This is a genomic window from Nocardia sp. GP40 (genome assembly GCF_050434125.1).
In the GTDB taxonomy this organism is placed as follows: domain Bacteria; phylum Actinomycetota; class Actinomycetes; order Mycobacteriales; family Mycobacteriaceae; genus Nocardia; species Nocardia albiluteola.
Map to the genome: position 1 here is coordinate 97424 of NZ_JBNPVW010000001.1, position 20513 is coordinate 117936.

General features: G+C 68.6%; 22 protein-coding genes and 1 pseudogene. 17 read left to right on the forward strand and 6 right to left on the reverse strand.

Features of this window, described 5'->3' with window-relative positions:
• Positions 1–419 precede the first annotated feature (419 nt).
• The 13 genes from ABH933_RS00375 (at position 420) to ABH933_RS00435 (ending at position 13178) form a co-directional block, all read left to right on the forward strand.
• The gene (locus tag ABH933_RS00375; protein WP_429413711.1) at positions 420–1247 is read left to right on the forward strand and encodes a GNAT family N-acetyltransferase; all 828 of its coding nucleotides are present in this window, start codon (positions 420–422) and stop codon (positions 1245–1247) included.
• A gap of 6 nt (positions 1248–1253) precedes the next feature.
• Positions 1254–2282 (forward strand): lysophospholipid acyltransferase family protein, encoded by a 1029-nt coding sequence (locus ABH933_RS00380; protein WP_308166684.1) that lies wholly within the window; start codon positions 1254–1256, stop codon positions 2280–2282.
• A 4-nt stretch (positions 2283–2286) separates the two neighbouring features.
• Entirely contained in the window at positions 2287–2616 is a 330-nt protein-coding gene (locus ABH933_RS00385; protein WP_429413715.1) for a hypothetical protein, read from the forward strand.
• A 159-nt stretch (positions 2617–2775) separates the two neighbouring features.
• Positions 2776–3003, forward strand: a complete 228-nt coding sequence (locus ABH933_RS00390; protein WP_429413718.1) for a hypothetical protein — start codon at positions 2776–2778, stop codon at positions 3001–3003.
• Positions 3004–3103: 100 nt separating this feature from the next.
• A complete protein-coding gene (locus ABH933_RS00395) occupies positions 3104–4033 on the forward strand; it encodes an AraC family transcriptional regulator ligand-binding domain-containing protein (RefSeq protein WP_429413721.1) in 930 nt (309 codons plus the stop codon).
• A 132-nt stretch (positions 4034–4165) separates the two neighbouring features.
• A complete protein-coding gene (locus ABH933_RS00400) occupies positions 4166–6046 on the forward strand; it encodes an ATP-binding protein (protein ID WP_429413724.1) in 1881 nt (626 codons plus the stop codon).
• Positions 6043–7590 carry an MFS transporter gene (locus ABH933_RS00405; RefSeq protein ID WP_429413727.1) on the forward strand — a complete coding sequence of 516 codons (1548 nt, stop codon included), beginning with the start codon at positions 6043–6045 and terminating at the stop codon, positions 7588–7590. Before ABH933_RS00400 ends, ABH933_RS00405 begins: the two co-directional genes overlap by 4 nt.
• Positions 7591–7601: 11 nt before the next feature.
• Positions 7602–8108 carry a VOC family protein gene (locus ABH933_RS00410; protein WP_215915166.1) on the forward strand — a complete coding sequence of 169 codons (507 nt, stop codon included), beginning with the start codon at positions 7602–7604 and terminating at the stop codon, positions 8106–8108.
• A gap of 80 nt (positions 8109–8188) precedes the next feature.
• Positions 8189–9121, forward strand: a complete 933-nt coding sequence (locus tag ABH933_RS00415; protein WP_429413730.1) for a zinc-binding dehydrogenase — start codon at positions 8189–8191, stop codon at positions 9119–9121.
• A gap of 63 nt (positions 9122–9184) precedes the next feature.
• Positions 9185–9511 (forward strand): hypothetical protein, encoded by a 327-nt coding sequence (locus ABH933_RS00420; RefSeq protein ID WP_429413733.1) that lies wholly within the window; start codon positions 9185–9187, stop codon positions 9509–9511.
• A gap of 69 nt (positions 9512–9580) precedes the next feature.
• Positions 9581–10804, forward strand: coding sequence for a cysteine desulfurase family protein (locus ABH933_RS00425; protein ID WP_429413736.1), 1224 nt, complete (start codon positions 9581–9583; stop codon positions 10802–10804).
• Complete coding sequence (gene mnmA, locus ABH933_RS00430; RefSeq protein ID WP_429413739.1) at positions 10804–11928, forward strand: tRNA 2-thiouridine(34) synthase MnmA; 1125 nt, start codon at positions 10804–10806, stop codon at positions 11926–11928. The genes ABH933_RS00425 and mnmA overlap by 1 nt, the downstream gene beginning before the upstream one ends.
• Positions 11929–12134: 206 nt before the next feature.
• Positions 12135–13178, forward strand: coding sequence for a methionine synthase (locus tag ABH933_RS00435; RefSeq protein ID WP_429413742.1), 1044 nt, complete (start codon positions 12135–12137; stop codon positions 13176–13178).
• A gap of 56 nt (positions 13179–13234) precedes the next feature.
• Here the strand turns inward: ABH933_RS00435 and ABH933_RS00440 are convergent, their stop codons facing one another.
• Both ABH933_RS00440 and ABH933_RS00445 read right to left on the reverse strand, forming a co-directional pair.
• Positions 13235–13588 carry a hypothetical protein gene (locus tag ABH933_RS00440; RefSeq protein WP_215918610.1) on the reverse strand — a complete coding sequence of 118 codons (354 nt, stop codon included), beginning with the start codon at positions 13586–13588 and terminating at the stop codon, positions 13235–13237.
• Between the two features lie 61 nt (positions 13589–13649).
• Positions 13650–14897, reverse strand: coding sequence for an AAA family ATPase (locus ABH933_RS00445; RefSeq protein ID WP_429413745.1), 1248 nt, complete (start codon positions 14895–14897; stop codon positions 13650–13652).
• Positions 14898–15072: 175 nt separating this feature from the next.
• On the opposite strand from ABH933_RS00445, the gene ABH933_RS00450 reads away from it, so the two are divergent.
• A complete protein-coding gene (locus ABH933_RS00450) occupies positions 15073–15930 on the forward strand; it encodes an ArsR/SmtB family transcription factor (RefSeq protein WP_429413748.1) in 858 nt (285 codons plus the stop codon).
• A gap of 64 nt (positions 15931–15994) precedes the next feature.
• The gene (locus tag ABH933_RS00455; protein WP_429413751.1) at positions 15995–16141 is read left to right on the forward strand and encodes a DUF1059 domain-containing protein; all 147 of its coding nucleotides are present in this window, start codon (positions 15995–15997) and stop codon (positions 16139–16141) included.
• 39 nt (positions 16142–16180) lie between these two features.
• Here the strand turns inward: ABH933_RS00455 and ABH933_RS00460 are convergent, their stop codons facing one another.
• The 3 genes from ABH933_RS00460 to ABH933_RS00470 all read right to left on the reverse strand — a co-directional run bounded on the left by ABH933_RS00460 (position 16181) and on the right by ABH933_RS00470 (position 17922).
• A complete protein-coding gene (locus tag ABH933_RS00460) occupies positions 16181–16375 on the reverse strand; it encodes a hypothetical protein (protein ID WP_429413754.1) in 195 nt (64 codons plus the stop codon).
• Positions 16376–16583: 208 nt separating this feature from the next.
• Positions 16584–17546 (reverse strand): NAD(P)H-dependent flavin oxidoreductase, encoded by a 963-nt coding sequence (locus tag ABH933_RS00465; protein ID WP_429413757.1) that lies wholly within the window; start codon positions 17544–17546, stop codon positions 16584–16586.
• 52 nt (positions 17547–17598) lie between these two features.
• On the reverse strand, positions 17599–17922 hold the full coding sequence (locus ABH933_RS00470; protein ID WP_429413760.1) for a hypothetical protein: 324 nt from the start codon (positions 17920–17922) through the stop codon (positions 17599–17601).
• A 171-nt stretch (positions 17923–18093) separates the two neighbouring features.
• Here ABH933_RS00470 and ABH933_RS00475 point away from each other — a divergent pair.
• A pseudogene (locus tag ABH933_RS00475) lies at positions 18094–18244 on the forward strand (nucleotidyltransferase domain-containing protein); the annotation flags it as partial.
• Between the two features lie 246 nt (positions 18245–18490).
• A complete protein-coding gene (locus ABH933_RS00480) occupies positions 18491–19912 on the forward strand; it encodes a nucleobase:cation symporter-2 family protein (protein ID WP_429413763.1) in 1422 nt (473 codons plus the stop codon).
• Positions 19913–19996: 84 nt separating this feature from the next.
• Here the strand turns inward: ABH933_RS00480 and ABH933_RS00485 are convergent, their stop codons facing one another.
• Entirely contained in the window at positions 19997–20416 is a 420-nt protein-coding gene (locus tag ABH933_RS00485) for a PPOX class F420-dependent oxidoreductase (protein WP_429413766.1), read from the reverse strand.
• Positions 20417–20513 lie beyond the last annotated feature (97 nt).

The window sequence follows — 20513 nt, forward strand, 5'->3', positions numbered from 1 at the left end:
GTGCCGCGCCTCGGAGGTGTACCTCGGCACCGGGCTCACCGTCGGGGTCTCGCTGGCGCTCGTCGTGGTCGGCGCGCGCAGTTTCGCGCGGGAGAACGCCTGAGCGACAGCGGGGTCGGAGCCGCACGCCCCGGGATGTCCCGGGAAAGCGTCGGCAAGGGCCGTCGGCGGCGTCCGCGGCATCGTCGAGTATCTTGCACACTCCGCCGGGCGCGGCGATCACGAGGTCACGATCGGGGATCGGACGGGTGTGAAGATCACGAGCAGGCGTCCGGCAACGAGACTGTTCGGAAACTGGGCGAACTGGGCGCATCGGCGTGGTGAACGTCCGGTGTGACGCTCGTCTCGTTCACCCGACTGGCATCGAAACGACACTCGGCGGTCGCCCCAGGGCCGATTCGGGCTGGCTTCATCAGGACATGGCGACAAAGGCAGTATCAGATACCGCCCTTTTCACTCCGGGGGCGGCCCGCTCGACGCAGCCACAATACTCCCTCGTGGTGTCCTCCGATCTCGAGCACCGTACCGCGGCGCAGCGCCTGCGCTACCAGGTGTTCGCCGGAGAACCGGGCTTCAACATCCCCGAGCGTGCGGACGGGCTGGACGCCGACGTCTTCGACGAGCACTGCGACCACCTGCTGGTGCGCGACGAGCTGACCGATCAGTTCGTCGGCTGCTATCGGATGCTGCCGCCGGACAGGGTCGCGGCGGCCGGGGGTTACTACACGGCCACCGAATTCGACCTCACCGCAATGGATCCCGAGGGGCATCGGATGGTGGAGATGGGCCGGGCGTGTGTGGTACCCGATCATCGCAACGGTTCGGTGCTGACGCTCATGTGGGCGGGCATTCTGCACTACATCCAGCTCACCGGCTACGACTGGGTGATGGGCTGCGTCTCGGTGCCCATGCAGGACAGCCCCGCGGATCCGGCCGGGGTGAACGTGCGCGGTGTGCGGGATCTGTTGCTGTCCAAGCACGCCGGCGATCCGGCGCGGCGTGTGCGCCCGTTGAACCCGGTCGTCGTGGACGGACGCACTCTGGACGAGCTGGAACCGCCCGCGCGGCCGAAACTTCCACCGCTGCTTCGCGGTTACCTGCGCCTGGGTGCGTGGATCTGCGGCGAGCCGGCCCACGATCCCGACTTCGCGGTCGCCGATTTCGTCTGCCTGCTCGGCCTGGACACCATCAACCGCCGCTACCTCGAGCGTTTACAATCCGCCGCCACTGCCATGGATGGGCGGTGAGATCCGGTGCCTGCCTTATCGACTCCGGGTTCCTCGGTCCTGTCCTGTCCGCCCGGCGCGCCCGTGCACGCGTGGATGCCGTCGAGCCCCTGCAGTCCCGGCTGTGTCGAGACGGTCGCGCAGACCGGTGGGCTGCGCGCCGTGGGCCGGGCGATGGGCGTGGTCGGCCTGTTCGTCTCCTTCCCTGCGGTCAATGCACTTACCCCGCGCGGGCGGCGGCACGGTCTGCAACGCGGGTATGCCCGGGCCGTATTACGGTGCTGCGGAATCGGATTGCGCATCGTTGATCAGCGTTTCGGTGACGCCGGTGCACAAAAGCCGCTCGCCTGTGCCGATCCGGCGGGCGATGTGCCGGAGATACGGGCCGCCGGTGAGGGGCAGCTCGTCTCCGGCGCCGCCGATCCCCAGGGCCTGCTGGTCGTCGCCGGACATGTCGGCTGGACCGATGTGATCGCGCTGGCCGCCGTGCAGCCGATGGGCTTCGTGGCCCGTGCCGACCTGATCGAATGGCCACTGCTTGGCCGCCTGGCCCGGTTCATGCGGGTGATCCCCATTGAGCGGGAGCGGCTGCGGCAGCTGCCCGAGGTCATCTCGGCCATCGCCGCGCGCCTGCGCGCCGGTGATCGCGTCACGGTCTTTCCCGAGGGCACCACATGGTGCGGCCGCGCCCACGGCCGCCACCGCCCCGCGCTGTACCAGGCGGCCGTCGACACCGGCGCTGCGGTCCAGCCGATCCGCGTGCGCTACCTCGATCGCGACGGCAATGTGTCCACCGTCCCCGGCTTCGTCGGGACTGACACCTTTCTGGATTCCGTCAGCCGGGTGCTGCACTCCAAGGGCGTGACCGCCGAGATCGTGCTGCTCCCGCGCCAGACTCCCGGGCCGGACCGTCACGACCTTGCCAGACGCTGCGAGCAGGCGATCCGCGGCCCGGAAACGGTCGACATCGACGCCCATGCCACTGCGGTGGGCACCGGTCCGACCCGGGAGATCGTCCAGGACAACGAAATTCGCTCGACGGCGACCGTATCGTGAGGGTGTGACCCACCGTACCCCGCAGCGGAAGAAGCGGCTCAGCCTCGAGCGGGATCACCGGGCCGTCTTCGGTCGGGATCCCGCCTCGCGTAAAGCGCTGCCCAGCAGGCGATCCCAGACCCATCGGGCGAATCGGCAGCGCGCGGACCGGGAGCTGCGCGGCGTGCTGGGTCCGGTCGACGAGGTGCGGGCGGACCGTGCCGAGGAGCGGCTTCGTGGCACGCGGCCCGTGGTGTTCCGCAAGTTCGCAGGCGTGCCACTGGGTGAGTTCGTCCGCGGCAAGATCGACGAGCGGGCCGGCGGGGATCGCATGCGCTGGACCGCTCCCCGATGAGCGCGACTTTCCGGTCCCCGCAGGAGAAGAAGCGGCTCAGCTAGGCCCCCTGACCCGGGCAGGTCCGGCAGGCGGGAGCTACGGAAGCTGCAGGCTTCCGATCACGCCGGCGATCGTGATGCCAGCACTTTGCCAGCGTTGTGGTGGATAGTGCGCGGCGTGGCCGACCGGCCATATCGGACCGAACAGGATCAGTCGATCCCGATCGACCTGTCCAGCCGCCGCACGGTCGACATCGCGCCCAATGCCGTGCTGAAGGAGTACATCGACGCCGGGCACGGCCTGTATCAGAGCCACTACGCCCAGGTGCGTGGTCGTCACCCATGGTGGATGACAGTTGCGGGCCGGCCGCTGGCGGGAGATGCTGACACCCGCTATGGGAACTGAGCTGGTAGCAGGGTGTCAGGTGATAGGTAACCGGGAGTCCGGAGAGTCGTTCGAGGCCACGGACAATGCTCTTCTGCCGATATCGATATTGCGTCACGCTGTGTCGGCCGGACTCCCGCCGGACCGGATCGAGCGCGAGTCGGGCCTGCCCAGTTGGACGGCCGCCGGCGGCGAGGAGTATCGGGTTCCCAGCACGCAGTATCTGCGTGTCTGGGAGGTGGTGGAGCACTGCCTCGACGATCCGAATATCGCCGTGCGGATTGCCGAGCAGTATGTGATCGGCCAGGTCGGTTTGTACGACTACCTTTTCAAGACCGCGCCGACCGTCGGTGCGGGACTGGCTCTGTGTGGTCCGTATGTGGGCGCGATCAGCACGAATTTCCGTTTCGAACCGGGTCCGGAGACCGAGCGCGACGTCAGTTTCGAGGTCACGATGATCAACGGGGACGGTCGCGGGCGGGATCTCGCGATGCAGTGGGCGCTCGCCGCGATCTTCGCCCGCGGCCGGCTGGTCGCCGAGCGGCCGGTGAGCCCGGCTCGGGTCGAATTCCGTCAGGCCGCTCCCCGTGATCATCGCGGACTGGTGAGCGTATTCGGTACCAGCGAGGTCGAATTCGGCGCACCCGCGGACAGGATCACTCTTCGCCGAGCCGACCTGGACGTCCGGCTGGGCACCGCGGACGCGGGTCTCGCCGCGGTGTTGCAACGATACGCGGCCACACTGCCCGGACCACCGCCCCGCGCGACAACCTGGCTCGACCATCTGGCGGCGGTCATCTCCGCTGCCCTGCACGATGATTCGGCCACGATCGACGGCGTGGCCACGCGCATGTTCATGAGTCGGCGCACGCTGCAACGCAAGCTGGCAGCACATGACACGACCTGGCGAGCCGAACTCGAACTCGCCCGCCGCACCCGCTACGAGAACGCGCGGGCGGACGGCGTCCTCACCCGCTCGCGACAGGCCGCGTTGCTCGGCTACAAGGATGTGCGCTCCGCGCGTCGCGCCGTGCAACGTTGGGGCGACTGACTCCATCGCCCGGAATTTGGCACCTTTTGCATTGCGGACGGCACGTTTCGTCCTCCTCGAACGGCCCAGATCACCGCGAGACTTGCCGTGCGAGTGCGATAGCGGCACTCGAGATCTTGGTGAGTGAGGAACATGGTGCAGATAGCACTCCTTGGCGAGGTGCAGGTTTCGGCGGCGGACGGTTCGGTGGTCCGCGTCGGTGGTCCGCGGGTACGGTTGCTGCTGGCATTGCTCGCGCTCGAACCCGGTCGCGCGGTGAGTTGTTCGGCATTGATCGGCACGATCTGGAGTGACAACCCGCCCGCAGATCCAGCGAATGCCTTGCAAACATTGGTGAAACGACTGCGTGCGGTGCTGCCGGACGGCGTCGCGATGGAACACGCGGCAGCGAGCTATCGATTGCTGGTCGATGCCGACAATATCGACATCCATCGGTTCCTCCGCCTGGTGGACGAGGGCACGGCTCAGCTGGCGGCCGGCCGGACCGGAACGGCGGCGCGGACACTCGATGCCGCGCTCCTGCTGTGGCGCGGTCCGGCATTCGCCGACCTGATCGATGTTCCCGATCTCTACTGGCACGCGGACCGATGGAACGAACTGCGGCTCGATGCGGTCGAGGCGCGCGCCGACGCCTACCTGTCCGCGGACCGCGGACAGGAACTCGGTGTATCGCTCGAACACGAACTGCGGATGCATCCGTTGCGGGAATCCTTGGCGGCGAGAGTGATCCGGGCTCTTGCGGCCGGTGGTCAACACAGCCGCGCCCACGAGGTGTTCGCCGCCACCCACAGGCTGCTCCACGCCGAGCTCGGCGTCGTGCCTTCCCCCGAGCTCGTACGCGCCCGGGATGAAATGACCGGCAGCGCCGACGAACCCGGTTCGCGACTGCCCGCGAGGATCACCAGCCTGATCGGGCGTGAGTACGAGGTGGAACAGGTCGCGGCGCAGCTCGACACCGTGCGTGTGCTGACCTTGACCGGTCCGGGAGGCGTCGGGAAAACCAGTCTCGCAGTCGAAGTCGCCACCCGGCTGGCACCGCACTGGTCGGGCGGATGCCGGCTGGTCGAACTGGCCGCGGTCGGCGAATTCGAGCCGATAGCCGGAGCTGTCCTCGCTCAGCTGGGCGATCTCGTTCGTGCCGAGGGCCCGCAGGTCGCACAGGACTCTGCCCTCGGTCGCGTCGCCGCTCGGATCGGCCGCCGAAGCATGGTACTGCTGCTCGACAATTGCGAACATCGGCGCGATGTCGCCACAGCGATCTCGAAGCTGCTGAGCCTGTGCCCGAACCTGACAATCCTCGCGACCAGCAGGCAGCCACTCGGCATCGACGGGGAAACGCTCTTCCCGGTCCGCCCGCTCGCGCTGCCACCCCTCGACTGCGTGCCTGCCGACGTCCTGGAATCCGCTGCGGTGCAATTGTTCCTGGATCGCGCCCGCACGGTACGCCCCGGCTTCGTGCTGGCCGACGACAATGCCGCAACCATCAGCGCCATCTGCCGTCGACTCGACGGTATACCGCTGGCTCTGGAACTCGCCGCCGCCCGCGTCCGGTTCATGACTCCCCAGCAGATTCTGGACCGGCTCTCCGACCGCTTTCGTCTGCTGGTGGGCAATCAGCATGGAGCGGAACGACATCGCTCACTGCATGCGGCGATCCTCGGGAGCTGGAAGACACTCGGCCATCCGGAGCGTCGGCTCGCGCGGGAGCTTGCGACACTGCCGGACGGCACCTCACTCGACACGCTGGAACAATCGTGCACCGGCGATGTGCTCGGGACGCTGGCCTTGCTCGTGAGCCGGTCCTTCGTCGACTTCGATGGCCATCGCTTCCGCATGCTCGAAACAATCCGGGCATTCACGCTCGAGACCGCTCCCGTAGCGCGACGCCCGATCACACGTCCCCTCTCCCCGCGCCGCTCCGGTCGACGGGCGGCGCAGCAGCCTCCGCGTCGTCGGCGCTGTACCACAGGTCTTACCGACCGAAACGAGATCTCGAAAGCGAGCCGAAAATGACGGTCGATCAACTCCCGCAGCGCGCGGGTCGCAGGGAATGGACCGCGCTCGCGGTCCTGATCCTCCCCTTATTGCTGGTGTCCATGGATGTCTCGGTGCTCTACTTCGCGGTGCCCTTCATCGCTCGCGATTTGAATCCGACGGCGACACAACAACTCTGGATTTTCGACATCTACGGATTCGTCCTCGCCGGACTGCTGCTGACGATGGGCGCGGTCGGTGATCGCATCGGGCGGCGGCGACTGCTGCTCATCGGCGCGGCCGGATTCAGCGCGGCCTCCTTCGCCGCCGCCTACGCGCCGAATGCGGAATCTCTCATCGCGGCCCGTGGTGTTCTCGGCATCGCCGGAGCGACACTCATGCCGTCCACATTGGCGCTGATCCGCAACATCTTCGCGCACGACAGCGACCGCGCCAAGGCCATGGCCGTGTGGGCGGGAGTGATGAGCGGCGGCGTGGCCATCGGTCCCATCTCGAGTGGGGCGCTGCTGCAATACTTCTGGTGGGGATCGGTATTTCTGATCAATATCCCGGCCATGGTTCTGCTCCTGATACTGGCACCGCTGCTGCTGCCGGAATTCCGCGGTGCGCGTGGCGGGTCTTTCGACGGAGTCAGCGCAATCCTGTCGCTGGCCGCGGTGATGCCCGCGATCTACGGGATCAAGGAGTGGGCGGCCGACGGATTCACCGTGGCCCGATTGGCCTGCGTGCTGGCCGGCTCGGTGATCGGCGCCCTGTTCGTGCGGCGGCAGCGCAGAGTTCCCGATTCGGTGCTCGATGCGAGTCTGTTCACCCAGCGTGCCTTCACGGTATCGGTGGCCGCACAGCTGCTCGCCATGTTCGCCCTCGTCGGCAACGCCGTTTTCGTCACCCAGTACCTGCAGTCCGTGCTCGGCATGAGCCCCTTCATCTCCGCGCTGTGGAGCCTCGCGCCGGCGGTTCTCGTGGGTGGCGCGGCCCCGTTGGCCGCCGTGCTGGCCCCGAAGCTGGGGGCCGGACCCGTGGTGGCCGCCGGATTCATCATCGCCGCAGCGGGTTTCGCCGTGATGGCCACGATCGGAATGCACGCACTGATCCCGATCCTGATCGGCGCGGGCCTGCTGGGTGCCGGGCTGGTGATCGTGATGACCCTCGTCACCGACCTGGCCGTCGGCACGGTGACCCCGGAGCGCGCCGGCGCGGCGTCCGCGGTGCTGGAGACCGGCGGCGAGCTCGGAGGCGCACTGGGGATCGCGATTCTCGGCAGTATCGGCGCGGCCGTCTATCGCCACCGGGTGGAAACGGCGATCCCGGCGGACCTGCCCGCGCGGGCCGCGCACACCCTGCGCGAAACCCTGGGCGGTGCGGCAGGGGTCGCCTCCGAGCTGCCCGCGCGCATCGGTGACCCGCTGCTGTCCGCCGCGCGCGTCGCGTTCACCGACGGCCTCGACACCATGGCGGCGGTCGGAGCCGTGGTCATGCTTCTCGCCGCACTCGTCTGCGGCCTTCTCCTGCGGCGCGGCCGACCGGCCGGGCCGGACAGTCCTACCGACCAGCATCTCTAAGGAGCATCGCAATGAACATCGCCTTCGGACCGATCTTTCAGGTGGCGTGGGTGGTCCACGACCTCGACTCCGCCGAGAAGGAGCTCGGCGACCGCTACGGCGTCGAGCGTTGGGTGCGGGTGCCGGGCATCCATTTCGGCCCAGAACATTGCCTATTCCACGGCAAGCCGGCGGATTTCACGATCGATTCCTCACTCGGCTATGCGGGTGGGCAGCAGGTGGAACTCATCACTCCGGTGTCCGGAGACAGCCACTACACCGACATGCTCACACGGTCCGGGCCCGGCCTGCACCACATCGCTTGGGTGCCGGAGGATTTCGATGCCGCGTTGACCGCGATCGAGGCGAACGGCACGGATATCGTCGCGCGAGGAGTCTTCCCCGAGATCGGCATGGAGTCGATCTACCTGGACGGCGGGCCGCTGGGCGCGTACATCGAATTGCTGCGCCTGTCCCCACAGGTTCGCGCGATGTTCGACAGCATGGTTCCCGAGGGATACCGCAATCCCTGGCAATGAAATGACCAGTGCACACGTGCTCGGGCCCTTCCGCTGCCCCGTTTTCGCGGCGCTGCCGTCGGCGTGTTGAACTATCCGGCATGCTTGGCTTCATCACTGACACGGCCGGCCGAGCCGGGTTGCGGCTCGCCGACGACCTGCCGGAACCGACACCTGCCGCCGACGAGGTCGTCGTCGAGGTAAAGGCCTACGCGATCAATCACGACGAACGGAACCTGATCGCGCGACGACCCACCGGCTGGCGACCCGGGCAGGACGTCGCCGGTGTGGTGATCCGGGCGGCCGACGACGGCAGTGGGCCCGCGGTGGGAGCCCGGGTCGTGTGCTACATGGACTGGGAGGGCTGGGCCGAGCGCGTTCCCGTCCCCACCCGGCGGGTGGCGGTGCTGCCCGACGCCGTCGGCTTCGAACAGGCGGCATCGCTGCCGATCGCCGGTGTGACCGCCCTGCGTGCCGTCCGGGTGGGCGGCGCGATCCTGGGGCGTGAGGTGCTGGTGACCGGAGCCACCGGCGGCGTCGGCCAGTTCGCCGTGCAATTGGCGGTGGCGGCGGGCGCTCGGGTGACCGCGCAGGTGAGCGGCCCCGGCCGTATCCAGGAAGCCTACGAACTCGGCGCGCACCATGTCGTCACCGATCTCGCCGACGAATCACTCGGCCCGTTCCATCTGGTTCTGGACGGGATCGGTGGACCGCTGCTCGCGCAGGCGATCCGTCGCATGGCTCCGGGCGGCCACCTGGCCTGGTACGGAAACGTCGGTGGCGCAGCCGAATTGACCCTCGCCGACTTCTTCGGCCACGCCGGCGCCTGGAACGCCCACATCGTCGGCTTCATCAGCCCGGTACCCGAGGAAACCCTCGGCGACGACGTCGGCATTCTCGCCGCACTCGTCGCTGACGGCCGCCTGCGACCCCGCATCGGCCTCACCCTCGACTGGACGCGAACCCCGGAAGCTTTCGAGGCTCTCGCCGACCGCACGCTACGCGGCAAAGCGATTCTCACCATTGGACGGTGAAGACCCGCCGATCGCCTGGGGGTCGACGCTCACCGCCTCGGCGTCGCACGCGTCATCGCGGCCGTGTATCAGCACGGTCGCGACGACGCGCGGCGAGATGTGCGGCAACTGCACGGGAAGCCGCGGCTTGAATTCGAGATCCGCATTACGGCCCGAAGTGGAAAAGGGCACTCGCTGCGCCACCTCTACGGCTCGCTGCTGGCCGACGGTGCCTACAGCCTGGCCGACGTCACTCGGCGGATGCGCCACAACACCACCACTCTTGACGTCTACACCCATCTGGTGGACGGCCAGCGGACAGGCGCGCTCTCCCTGGGCGAAGCGTTGCACAGCGGTCTGCGGGAATACCGCAAGACGGTCACCGGGTTACGACTCGTGGGTAAATCGTAGAAAAATCGTAGATCCAGGAGGGATACCCCCACGATGCGCAGGTCAACGGTCGGTTAGGCTTACACGGTCATGAAGTCGGTCTTCCCGGGTGCGGTCGGTGCGGTGCCCCAGACGGTCTACCTCGATCACGCGGCCACCACACCGATGTTCCCTGCCGCCATCGAGGCGATGGCCGCTGCGCTGAGCACGGTCGGCAATGCCTCGTCGCTGCATGGGTCCGGGCGGGCCGCGCGGCGGACCCTCGAGGAGGCGCGGGAGTCGATCGCCGCCGATCTGGGGGCGCGGCCCTCGGAGGTGATCTTCACCTCGGGCGGGACCGAGAGCGACAATCTCGCCCTCAAGGGCATCTACTGGGCGCGCCGCGACGCCAGTCCCACGCGCACCCGGATCCTGGTGAGCGCGATCGAGCATCATGCGGTGCTCGACGCCGCCGAATGGCTCGAACAGCACGAGGGCGCCCGGGTGAGCCTGCTCGAGGTCGACCGTGACGGTGTGGTGTCCCCGCAGACGCTGCGCGCGGCCCTGGAGCGGCACGCCGACGAGGTCGCCCTGATCTCGGTCATGTGGGCCAACAACGAGGTCGGCACCATCGAACCGATCACCGAATTGGCGGCCGTGGCACAGGAATTCGACGTGCCGCTGCATACCGACGCGGTGCAGGCCGCTGCCCAGCTGCCCATCGACTTCGGTGCGAGCGGTGCGGCCGCGGCCAGTTTCGCCGCGCACAAGCTCGGCGGGCCGCACGGCGCGGGCGTGCTACTGCTGGGCCGCCAGGTGCCGTGCGTACCGCTGCTGCACGGCGGCGGGCACGAACGCGATCTGCGCTCGGGGTCCTCCGATGTGCCCGGCGCCGTCGGGCTGGCGACCGCGCTGCGCCAGACGGTGCGGGAAATGGCCGACCGCGCAGTGGAATTGACGCTGTTGCGTGACGAACTGATCGCCGGTGTGCGGGCCGCGGTGCCCGATGCGGTGCTCAACGGTCCCGCGCGCGGGCGGCTGCCCGGCATCGCGCACTTCACCTTCTCCGGCTGCGAGGGCGATTCGCTGCTGATGCTGCTGGATGCCGCCGGGGTCGAGTGCTCCACCGGATCGGCCTGCAACGCCGGGGTTTCCGCTCCCAGCCACGTGCTGCTGGCAATGGGGGCGAACCCGCGCGAGGCCCGGGGATCGCTGCGATTCTCGCTGGGGCACACCACGACCCGAGCCGATATCGACAGAGTGCTCGAGGCGCTGCCGCCGGTGGTGGAGCGGGCTCGGGCGGCAGGATTGGCAAGTATGAAGGGAGGTATGTGATGAGAGTGCTTGCGGCAATGAGCGGCGGCGTGGATTCGGCCGTGGCCGCCGCGCGCGCGGTGGATGCGGGGCACGAGGTGGTCGGCGTGCATCTGGCGCTGTCCGAGGCGCCGGGGACGTTGCGTACCGGCTCCCGCGGCTGCTGCTCCAAGGAGGACGCCGGCGATGCCCGCCGGGCGGCCGATGTGCTCGGCATCCCTTTCTATGTCTGGGATTTCGCGGACCGGTTCAAGCAGGACGTGATCGACGATTTCGTCGCGTCCTATGCGGCGGGTGAGACGCCGAATCCGTGCCTGCGCTGTAACGAGAAGATCAAGTTTTCCGCGCTGGCCGATCGCGCGGTGGCACTGGGCTTCGACGCGGTCGCCACCGGTCACTACGCGCGCCTGGACGACGGCGTGCTGCGCCGCGCGGTCGACGCGGACAAGGATCAATCCTATGTGCTCGCGGTGCTGACCGCCCAGCAGCTTTCGCGCGCGATGTTCCCCATCGGGGACACTCCCAAGCCGCAGATCCGCGCCGAGGCTGCCGAGCGCGGGCTGGCGGTCGCGAACAAACCCGACTCACACGACATCTGCTTCATTCCCTCCGGCGACACCCGTGCGTTCCTGGGCGCCAGGATCGGCATCCGGCCGGGCGCGATCGTCGATTCCGGCGGGCACAAGCTCGGCGATCACGACGGCGTGCACGGCTTCACCATCGGTCAGCGCAAGGGACTCGGGCTGCCCGGCCCCGCCGCGGACGGGCGTCCCCGCTACGTCACCGGGATCGACCCCGACTCGGGAACCGTCCGCGTCGGCGCGGCCGAGGATCTCGACGTGTGGAGCGTGCGGGCGGATCGGGCGATCTGGACCTCCGGTGCGGCGCCCGCCGGCCCCCTCGAGTGCGTCGTGCAGGTGCGCGCGCACGGGGGCACCGCCCCCGCCATCGCCGAGGCCGTGGACGGCGGGCTCGTGGCGCGCCTCCGGGAGCCGTTGACCGGCGTCGCCCGTGGCCAGGCCGTCGTGCTGTACCGGCCGGACACGCTCGGCGACGAGGTGATCGGCAGCGGCACCATCACCGGTACCGGAAACGAGCGGGACGAGGTCGTCGCGACCCGGTCCGCCTCGAACAGCGGCGAGTGAGCCTGTCGGCGGCACTGCTGCGACGGTGTCGCCGGAAAGCCGGAAGTCGTCGCCGTCGCGAGCACGATGGTCGTTCCGCCGTGGGGCGGCTGTCGAATCGGCTGTCCGGAGAATCGCTCCTGCTCCGGGTGATGCGATGATCATCGGATGGTGGCGTATCCGCCTGCGAATCCGGGACGACAACGAGCGAGTGGGGATTGTGCGCTGTGGGTACTGAGGTAAATGGTGAGGTACTGCGCGGCGGCATCGCGACCGGCGTCGGGTCCTGGCCCGGAACCGATCCGCGGGAGGCCGCCGCGACCATCGTCGGCGAGCTGGGCGATCTGGTGCACCTGGTCGAATTGCCAGGGCGGGGTGCCGGTTCGGACATGATCGGGCGAGCGAGCGCGCTGCTGGTCGATCTGCCCTTCGATACGACCACCCGCGGCTACCGCCTCGCGGCGCGGCCGGGAGCGGTGTCTCGGCGCGCCCGCGACCTGTTGCGGACGGATCTCGACGCCCTCGAAGAGGCCTGGGAGGGTGCGGGATTCGCGGGATCGGGCCGCGCGCTCAAGGTGCAGGCCCCGGGTCCGCTGACGTTGGCCGCGCAGGTGGAGCTGGTGGGTGGGCATCGCGTGCTCACGGACTCCGGTGCGGTGCGCGACCTTTCGGAATCGCTGGCCGAGGGCATGACCCGGCACGCCGCCGAAATCGAGTCGAGGCTCGGCGCGAAAGTCGTTGTGCAGTTCGATGAGCCGTCGCTGACCGCGGTGCTGGAAGGATCCCTGAAGGGGACCGATGTGCTCGACACGGTGCGAGCGATTCCCGCGCCCGAGGCGCTGGCCGTGCTGGACCCCGTGATCACCGGTGTGCCGGGGCCGGTCCTGGTGCACACCTGCGCCTCGCGGCCCGCCCTGGGCTTCCTGCGTGGGAGCGCCGCCGCCGCAATCGGTTTCGACCTCGCCACCATCGGCACCGCCGATCTCGACGACATCGGCGAACTCCTGGAGGCCGGAAAACAGCTGGCGCTGGGCCTGATTCCGGCGCAAACCCCACCCGGGCCGTTCACCTGGCGCGAGGTTGCCGAACCCGCCGTGCGTCTGGTCGATCGGCTGGGATTCCCGCGCCGCGCCCTGGCCGATCGCGTCCTGGTCACCCCGGCCTGCGGACTCGCGAATGCCCCGCTGTCCTGGGCCCGCCGGGCGTTGACGCTGGCCACCGAAACGGCACGCGCCTTCGCCGACGAACCGGAAGCACTGACGTTCGACTGACTCGAGGCGTAGGTGGCACCGCCGTGCCCACCGGCACCGGGGCAAGTAGCTAGTCCTCAGGAGCCGAAGTAAGGCCGAGCGCCCGGATGGGCGAGGGTCCAGTTGCGGGGCTTGCCGGGTGGGTAGGTCACCGGGATCATCTCGCCGGGGGAGGGCCACCGGTTCACATCCCAGGCATAACGGCCGTACACGGTCTCCCCGGCGACCGACGGGCCCGAAATGGTGCCGGTGATGGTGACGTACTGCTCGCCCTGTGCCGCCGGTCGCGGGCTGACGCCGGTGACGTACAGCGTGCCCGACTCGGCCTGGGCTCCGGCGAAGAACGATCTGCCGCGCCCGCGCCGATACATCGTCAGCATGCTCACCAGCGCGCCGGCGATCACCACGATGAACACGATCTGCAGCAGCATGAACTCCATGCTAGGCGCGCGTGCGGTGGGTGGCGCGTGGCGGGCGCGGCCTTCGGGCCGCTCAGCTCGCGGTCAGCTCGCTGGTCCCCTGTGCTGTGCGGCGCAGCTGCCAGACCGTCGTGCGCCGGGACTGCGAGCGCCCGTTGCCGCGATCGACCAGGGTGCGGTTACGCGTGGTGAAGATCAGCTGGGCCCCACGGGAATTGGTCTCCGGATTCTGGAACAGCTGGATCAGCCGATCCGCCGTGTCACCGGTCAGGTGGGCGTCGATATCGTCCACGGCCAGCACGCGCCCGGTGTCCAGGGCGTCGAGCACGGTGGGCAGCAGCCGCAGCAGGGCCAGGGTCGCGGTGGATTCGTCGGCGATGTCGAAGGGCGTGGCCGAACCCTCGTGCACCAGGCTGAGCCCGGCGCCGCGCCGGGTCACCATGCGGGTGAAGAGGGTATCGCGGGCCGCGCGCAGGTTGCTCAGCTCGCGCTCGAGGCCGACGGGGGACAGACCGTGCGTGCGCTCGAGGTCGGCGGCGCGCGCGGGTGAGGCCAGGCAGGCATCGAGTTCGGTTGCCGCGCCCGCGATCTCGGCATCGAGATCGCGCAGATAATCGGCGTACATCGGATCGTGCTCGGCGATCAAGATGTCCTCGATGCCCAGCTCGGCGGAGCGCAGCAGGGTCAGCAGCCGGGCGGCGTTGTCGGCCGAGCGGGAGATGTGGCTGCTCAGGCGGTGCGCGGTCGTCTGTGCGTCCTGGTGCCCGCGCACCACCTCCAGCTGGGTGGAGAACCAGCGGTACGCGGGCACCAGCGCCTCGGCATACATCTGCCCCGCCAGGCTCAGCAGCAACGCATTCGGGCGTACCAGCGGCGCCAGGGCGCCGATGCCGTAGCGGACCGGCTCGAACATCGGGCCGACGCGGATCTGTTCGCCCTCGCGCTCGTAGACGATCCGCTTGCGATTGTGCGGGTGGCTGTGCAGCCACTCGGCGCAGATGTCGGCGTTGTCCAGGCGGAACCCGTAGCTGTACGGGATGCCCTCGGCGACGAACGTGACGGCGAATTCCGAAGGACGGTCGGCAAATCCGAGGTGCGGGGTGCGCGCCGGCCCGGCATACGGGTCCCAGCCGGTGACCGAGTTCAGCACCGCGTCGCGCATGTGGCCGAGGGCATCGACGAGGCTGGACTTACCGGACGCGGCCGGGCCGTGCACGGCGGTGACCGGCGCGGGGAGTGCCCCGGCTCGGCTGCCGGTCAGTCGCAGCTCCTGCGGTCCGGCCAGCGATCTGTGATTCGTCACCTGAAAACTGCGCAGCACGCGAGTAATCCTGCCGTCCGGGTTGCACGGGGCCGACACCGGGCCGCCGCACCGCCGGCCGCGACGTCCGCGTGTGTTGTCGGAAGCATGCCCTCGAACATTGACAGGCAACCATTTGGATGCCTATCGTGAAATATGCATCCGAATGGTTGCCTATGGAGAGTGGTGAGCAGGTGTGGACGACGAGGCCTATCGGGCGGCGGTCTTCAAGGCGCTGGCCGACGGCAGTCGCCGCCGCCTGCTGGACAGCCTGAACGCGCACAACGGTCAGACCCTGCGGCAGCTGTGCGCCGGCCTCGAGATGACCAGGCAGGCCGTGAGCAAGCATCTCGCGGTGCTGGAGTCGGCCAACCTGGTGAGCACACGCCGCAACGGCCGGGAGAAGCTGCACTACCTCAACGCCGAGCCCATCAACGCCATCGCCGATCGCTGGATCAATCGCTACGACCGTGGCCGGGCGCAGGCCCTGGCCGACCTGAAATCCGTATTGGAGAGTGCCGCAATGACATCGGAGGACACGCACATGACCACCCGTGCCGACACGACCGACGAATTCGTCTACACCACATACATCAGGACCACGCCGGAGCAGTTGTGGCGCGCGCTCACCGAGCCCGAATTCACCCGCCGCTACTGGGGCGCCACCTTCGAGACCGACTGGCGGGCAGGCTCGTCCATGGTCTGGCAGCAGCGCGACTGGACAGGCAGCGATCCGGCGCAGCAGGTGCTGATATCGGAGCCGTATCGGCGGCTGGCCTACACCTGGCACACCTTCGACGCCGCCTTCGGCCGGGAATTCGGTTTCAGCACAGCCGAACTCGCGGCGTTCGCCGCCGAGCCCCGGTCCACGGTGAGCTTCGAGATCGAGCCGCAGGGCGAGGTCGTGAAGCTGACCGTCGTGCACGACGGATTCCCGTACGAGAGCGCGGTACGGCGTTCCATCGGGCAGGGCTGGCCGGGCATCATCGCCGGGCTCAAGACGCTGCTGGAGACGGGCGAGCCTATGCCGCAGCCCGTTCCGGCGCAGAACTGAGGCGCGCGCCGCGCGGTGTATGCGTCCTTCCGCATACACTCGGTCGGGAGCGAAAGGACACCCGATGAAGACACGACTGAACTGCCCCTGCGGGGAATCGATCGTCGGCACCGACGAGGACGATCTGGTCGCCAAGACGCAGGCCCACCTGACCGAGAAGCACCCCGGGCACGACTACTCACGCGACGAGATCCTGTTCATCGCGTACTGATCCGCGCCGCGACCGGCGTGCGGGACAGGCGCGGACATCTCAGGCGATACCCACCGCGTCCAGCCTCAGCAGTCCGCTGACCCGATCTATGAACCCATCGAGGGCGGCCAGGGAGCAATCGTCGCAATGGGTGACGCCCGGGAACTGATCGGATGTCGCGGTGAACGCCCCACGTTGGCGGGACCAGTGGACCTGGATCGCAGACAACCGGATCCGTCGGTCGAACTTGTTCATCGGACCACCTCGGCATTGGGGGGTGCGGCCAGTTTTCCTACTTTTGCGCAGAATTTCCTCCCAGGGGAGGGCCGAAGGTCCCGACCGGCACAAGCCGTCCAGTTCGTTCGGCAACCGCCTCCTGACGAGGGCATTCGGCAGGGCGGGCAGCTGGGGATTCGAACGGCGTCGGCGTCGTTCGGTGTCCAGGGGGCTGGTTTTGTGGTGCTCAGTCGATGCGAATGCCGGACAGGGCGCGCTCCGCCTCGGCGGCCAGGGCGGCGACGACCTCGGCGCCCGAGTCCACGCGGGTGACCCGGTCGACGGCCTGACCGGCCCACACCGGCGCGGCGTCGAGATCCACCCGCGCCATGGCCTCGGTGAACTCCCGCTGGGTGCCCAGATCGGCGCGTAACTCCTCGTCGCGCCCGCGCCAGGTATCCAGGAATGCATTACGCAGGGTGCGGGCCGGATAACGATGCGGCCAGGCCGAACCACGGGCGATATCGAGGGTGCGGTTCGTTTCGGTGTCCTCGCCGTGGGCGTTCACCAGTGCCTGGCGGACCTTCGGGTCGACGAGGGACTCCGCGGTGGCCTGAAACCGCGTGCCGATCATCGCCCCCGCCGCGCCCAGCGTCAGGACCGCTGCCAGCGCCCGGCCGTCCGCTATGCCACCCGCGGCGAGCACCGGTACCGGGCCGGCGAGATCGACGATCGTCGGCACGAAAGACAGTGTGCCCGTGCCGTTCTCGCCCATGTGCCCGCCCGCGTCGGAACCCTGGGCGACGATGATGTCGGCGCCGAGATCCAGCGCGCGGCGGGCGGAGTCCACATCGCTCACCTGCAGGATCAGCAGCGCGTCCGAGGCGTGGATCCGATCGGTGAACGGCGTGGGGTCGCCGAACGACAGCAGCACCGCCGCGGGCCGGAATTCCAGGGCCCGCGCGATCGCCGCCTCCCGCACCCCCCACGTGAGAAATCCGACACCCCATGGCCTTTCGGTGCCGGCGGCGGCCAGACGCAGCTCCGGCTCGAGCCAGCCGAGATCGCCGTGGCCGCCGCCGACCAGTCCGAGCCCGCCTCCCTCGGACACCGCCGCGGCGAGCGCGCCACCGGCCTCGCCCCCCATCGGGGCCGAGGCGATCGGGTGCCGGATCGACAGGGCGTCGGTGAATGCGGTGCGCAGTGTCATGGCTCGATACTGCCAGGTGTGGGGAGCCGGGACCCCCGCCGGCGGGACGGGGTCAGTCGCAGGAGCCGGTGCCGGCCTTGCGGATGCCCGCCACGGCATCGGTCTGCTGCTGGCTGGTCAGCACCTTCCACTCCGGGCCGTTCTTGAAGCCGTTAACCACGGTCTCGGGATCGCGCGCCGAGGCGGGCAGGCTCTTGTCGGAGAAGATCTTGACCATCGCCTTGCATTCGGACATGTACACCGCCGAGTGGGTGTTCGCGCCGTCCGAACTGCTCGAAGACGCATCGGATTTCGAGGAACCATTGCATCCCGCGAGGACGGCGGTGCACGCCAGGACGGCGAGGGGCAACCCGAGGCGCTTGACCAACGAAGTCATGAACCAACCTAAATCTGATGTGCGGGAAGTACTCTGATCCCTCCCCAATTGCCAAGGGATGGTATCGGTCCCGCGAATTGCCGACAAACCTATTTCAGAGGGAGCGGCTGTGGACGAAGACACGTTCCTCGAAACGACCTCCGACGCACTGTCTTCGCTGTCCGCGGTCACCGCAACCATGCCCCGCACGGTCGTATCACGCAGTGTGCCGGGCAGATCGCCGTGGCCGCATCGTGCTTCGCGCACGCCATCCTCGCGGCGCGCGGGGAATGGGTGACCAACGAGAAGACGCTGCTCGCCCGAGCCCGGTTGAGCGGGGTTGACGGGGAGATCGAGGCGATGACGCACGACGATATATCCGCGGCGATCGCGCGGGTGCGTGCGCTGAGCGAGGCCGAACTCGGGAAGTTCTGGAACTGCTCGGAGTCGGACGCGCTCTGACCGGGGCTCACCGTCCATCGGCGAGATATACGAAATCTCTCGGGAAATTCGGGCATGTGCCTGGATGTGTCGTGGAACACTTCCGGACGGCGGAAGATATGTTCCGCATCAAGAGAGGAAGTGGGCCATGAGGCGTTTCGCATGGCAACTTGCACGGCATCGGGGCGCGGCGAGCCCGCAGCGCCCCGAGGATGCGAAATATCCGGCCGGGCAGCTCGTCGCGTACGGCATGCAGCACATTCTCACCATGTACGGCGGGGTGATCGCGCCGCCGCTGATCGTCGGCGGCGCCGCCGGGCTGTCCGCGGCCGAGATGGGGCTGCTGGTCACCGCCGGATTGTTCGTCGCGGGCCTGGCCACCCTGCTGCAGACCCTCGGTGTCGGGCCCTTCGGCAGCCGGCTGCCGATCGTGCAGGGCGTGTCCTTCGCGAGCGTGTCGACGATGGTGGCGATCTCGCATGCGGGCGGGCTGCGCGAGGTGTTCGGCTCGGTGATGGTCGCGGGGGTCATCGGGCTGCTGCTGTCCTCGTTCTTCGCGCAGCTGGTGCGGCTGTTCCCGGCGGTGGTGACGGGCTCGATCATCACCGTGATCGGCATGTCGCTGATGCCGGTCGCGTTCGGCTGGGCGATGGGTAACAACCCCGGCAAGCCCGGCTACGGATCCATGGCCAATATCGGTTTCGCGGGTCTGACCCTGCTGATCATCCTGGTGATCAGCCGCCTGTTCCAGGGCGCGATCTCGCGGCTGTCGATCCTGATCGGGCTGGTCGCGGGCACGATTGTCGCGGCGACCGCGGGGCACGCGGACTTCTCCGCGGTGCGCACCGCGCGCCTGGTCGCGCCCCCGCAGCTGTTCCACTTCGGCTCGCCGCGCTTCGATGTGGGTGCGATCGTGGCGATGACGATCGTCATCGTGGTCATCATGACCGAGACCACGGCCGACATCCTCGCGATCGGCGAGGTCGTGGGCACCGAGGTCGATGCCAGGCGGGTGGCGGACGGGCTGCGCGCCGATATGGCCTGCACCGCGGTGGCGCCGGTATTCGGCTCGTTCCCGTGCAGCGCGTTCGCGCAGAACGTCGGTCTGGTGGCACTGACCGGTATCAAGAGCAGGTTCGTGGTCGCCACCGGCGGGCTCATTCTGGTGCTGCTCGGGCTGCTGCCGGTGGTCGGGGCGGTGGTGTCGGGTATCCCGTATCCGGTGCTGGGCGGCGCGGGACTGGTGTTGTTCGGATCGGTTGCGGCCAGCGGGATTCGCACGCTGTCGCGCGTGAACTATCAGGACAACCTGAACATGGTGATCGTGGCCGTCGCGATCGGCGTCGGCATGATTCCCATTGCGGCGCCGAAGTTCTGGGATGCGTTTCCGGACAAGGTCGGAGTGGTGCTGAACTCCGGGATCAGCGCCACGGCCATCGTCGCGGTCGTGCTGAATGTGGCATTCAACGAGTGGAAATTCGGGAAGCGAACGGGCGCTTCGGTTTTCGCGGCGGCCGAGGACAATCGCGATCGGTTCGGCGAGCGGATCGACGACGACATCGAGCCCTGAGGGATATCCGGCCGCCGCTGAGGGGCTTTCGGTCCCGAATTCAATGTCGGTACCGAGAGCTGCGGCGGCCGAGCGTATTCCGGCTCAGGGCAGCATGCCGTACACGTGCGTGGGCCGGATGCGGGCGATCAGCCGGCGGTCGGCGACCATGGCGCGCCGGTAGTCGTCCCAGTCCGGGTGCTCGCCCGACAGGCCGCGGTAGTAGGCGATGAGCTCGGCGACGGTCGCGTCGTCGGGCTCGGCGGCGACCGGGGTCAGCTCCACCTCGCCCTCGATCACCGCGTACGCCCAGAAGTCCGGCCGGGTGATGTGCAGCGCGGCCCACGGCTCACGCCGCAGATTGAAATATTTGGCCCGGTCGGCCGTGATCGAGATCCGAAACAGGTCGTCCTCGGCGAGCCAGTAGGAGACGTTGGAGAGCTGCGGGCGGCCGTTCCTGCGCAGGGTGGTGAGCACCGAGCGGGTGTGCGCGCGGGCGAAATCGAGTGCTGCGGCGAGTTCCATACGCAGTGCAACCTGGCTTCCGCGGTCCGTGTTCCGGTCGCGGGGCGTGTGCGTCGGCGGTCCGCGTGCGCGCATGCCGAGGGCACGGCGAAATGTC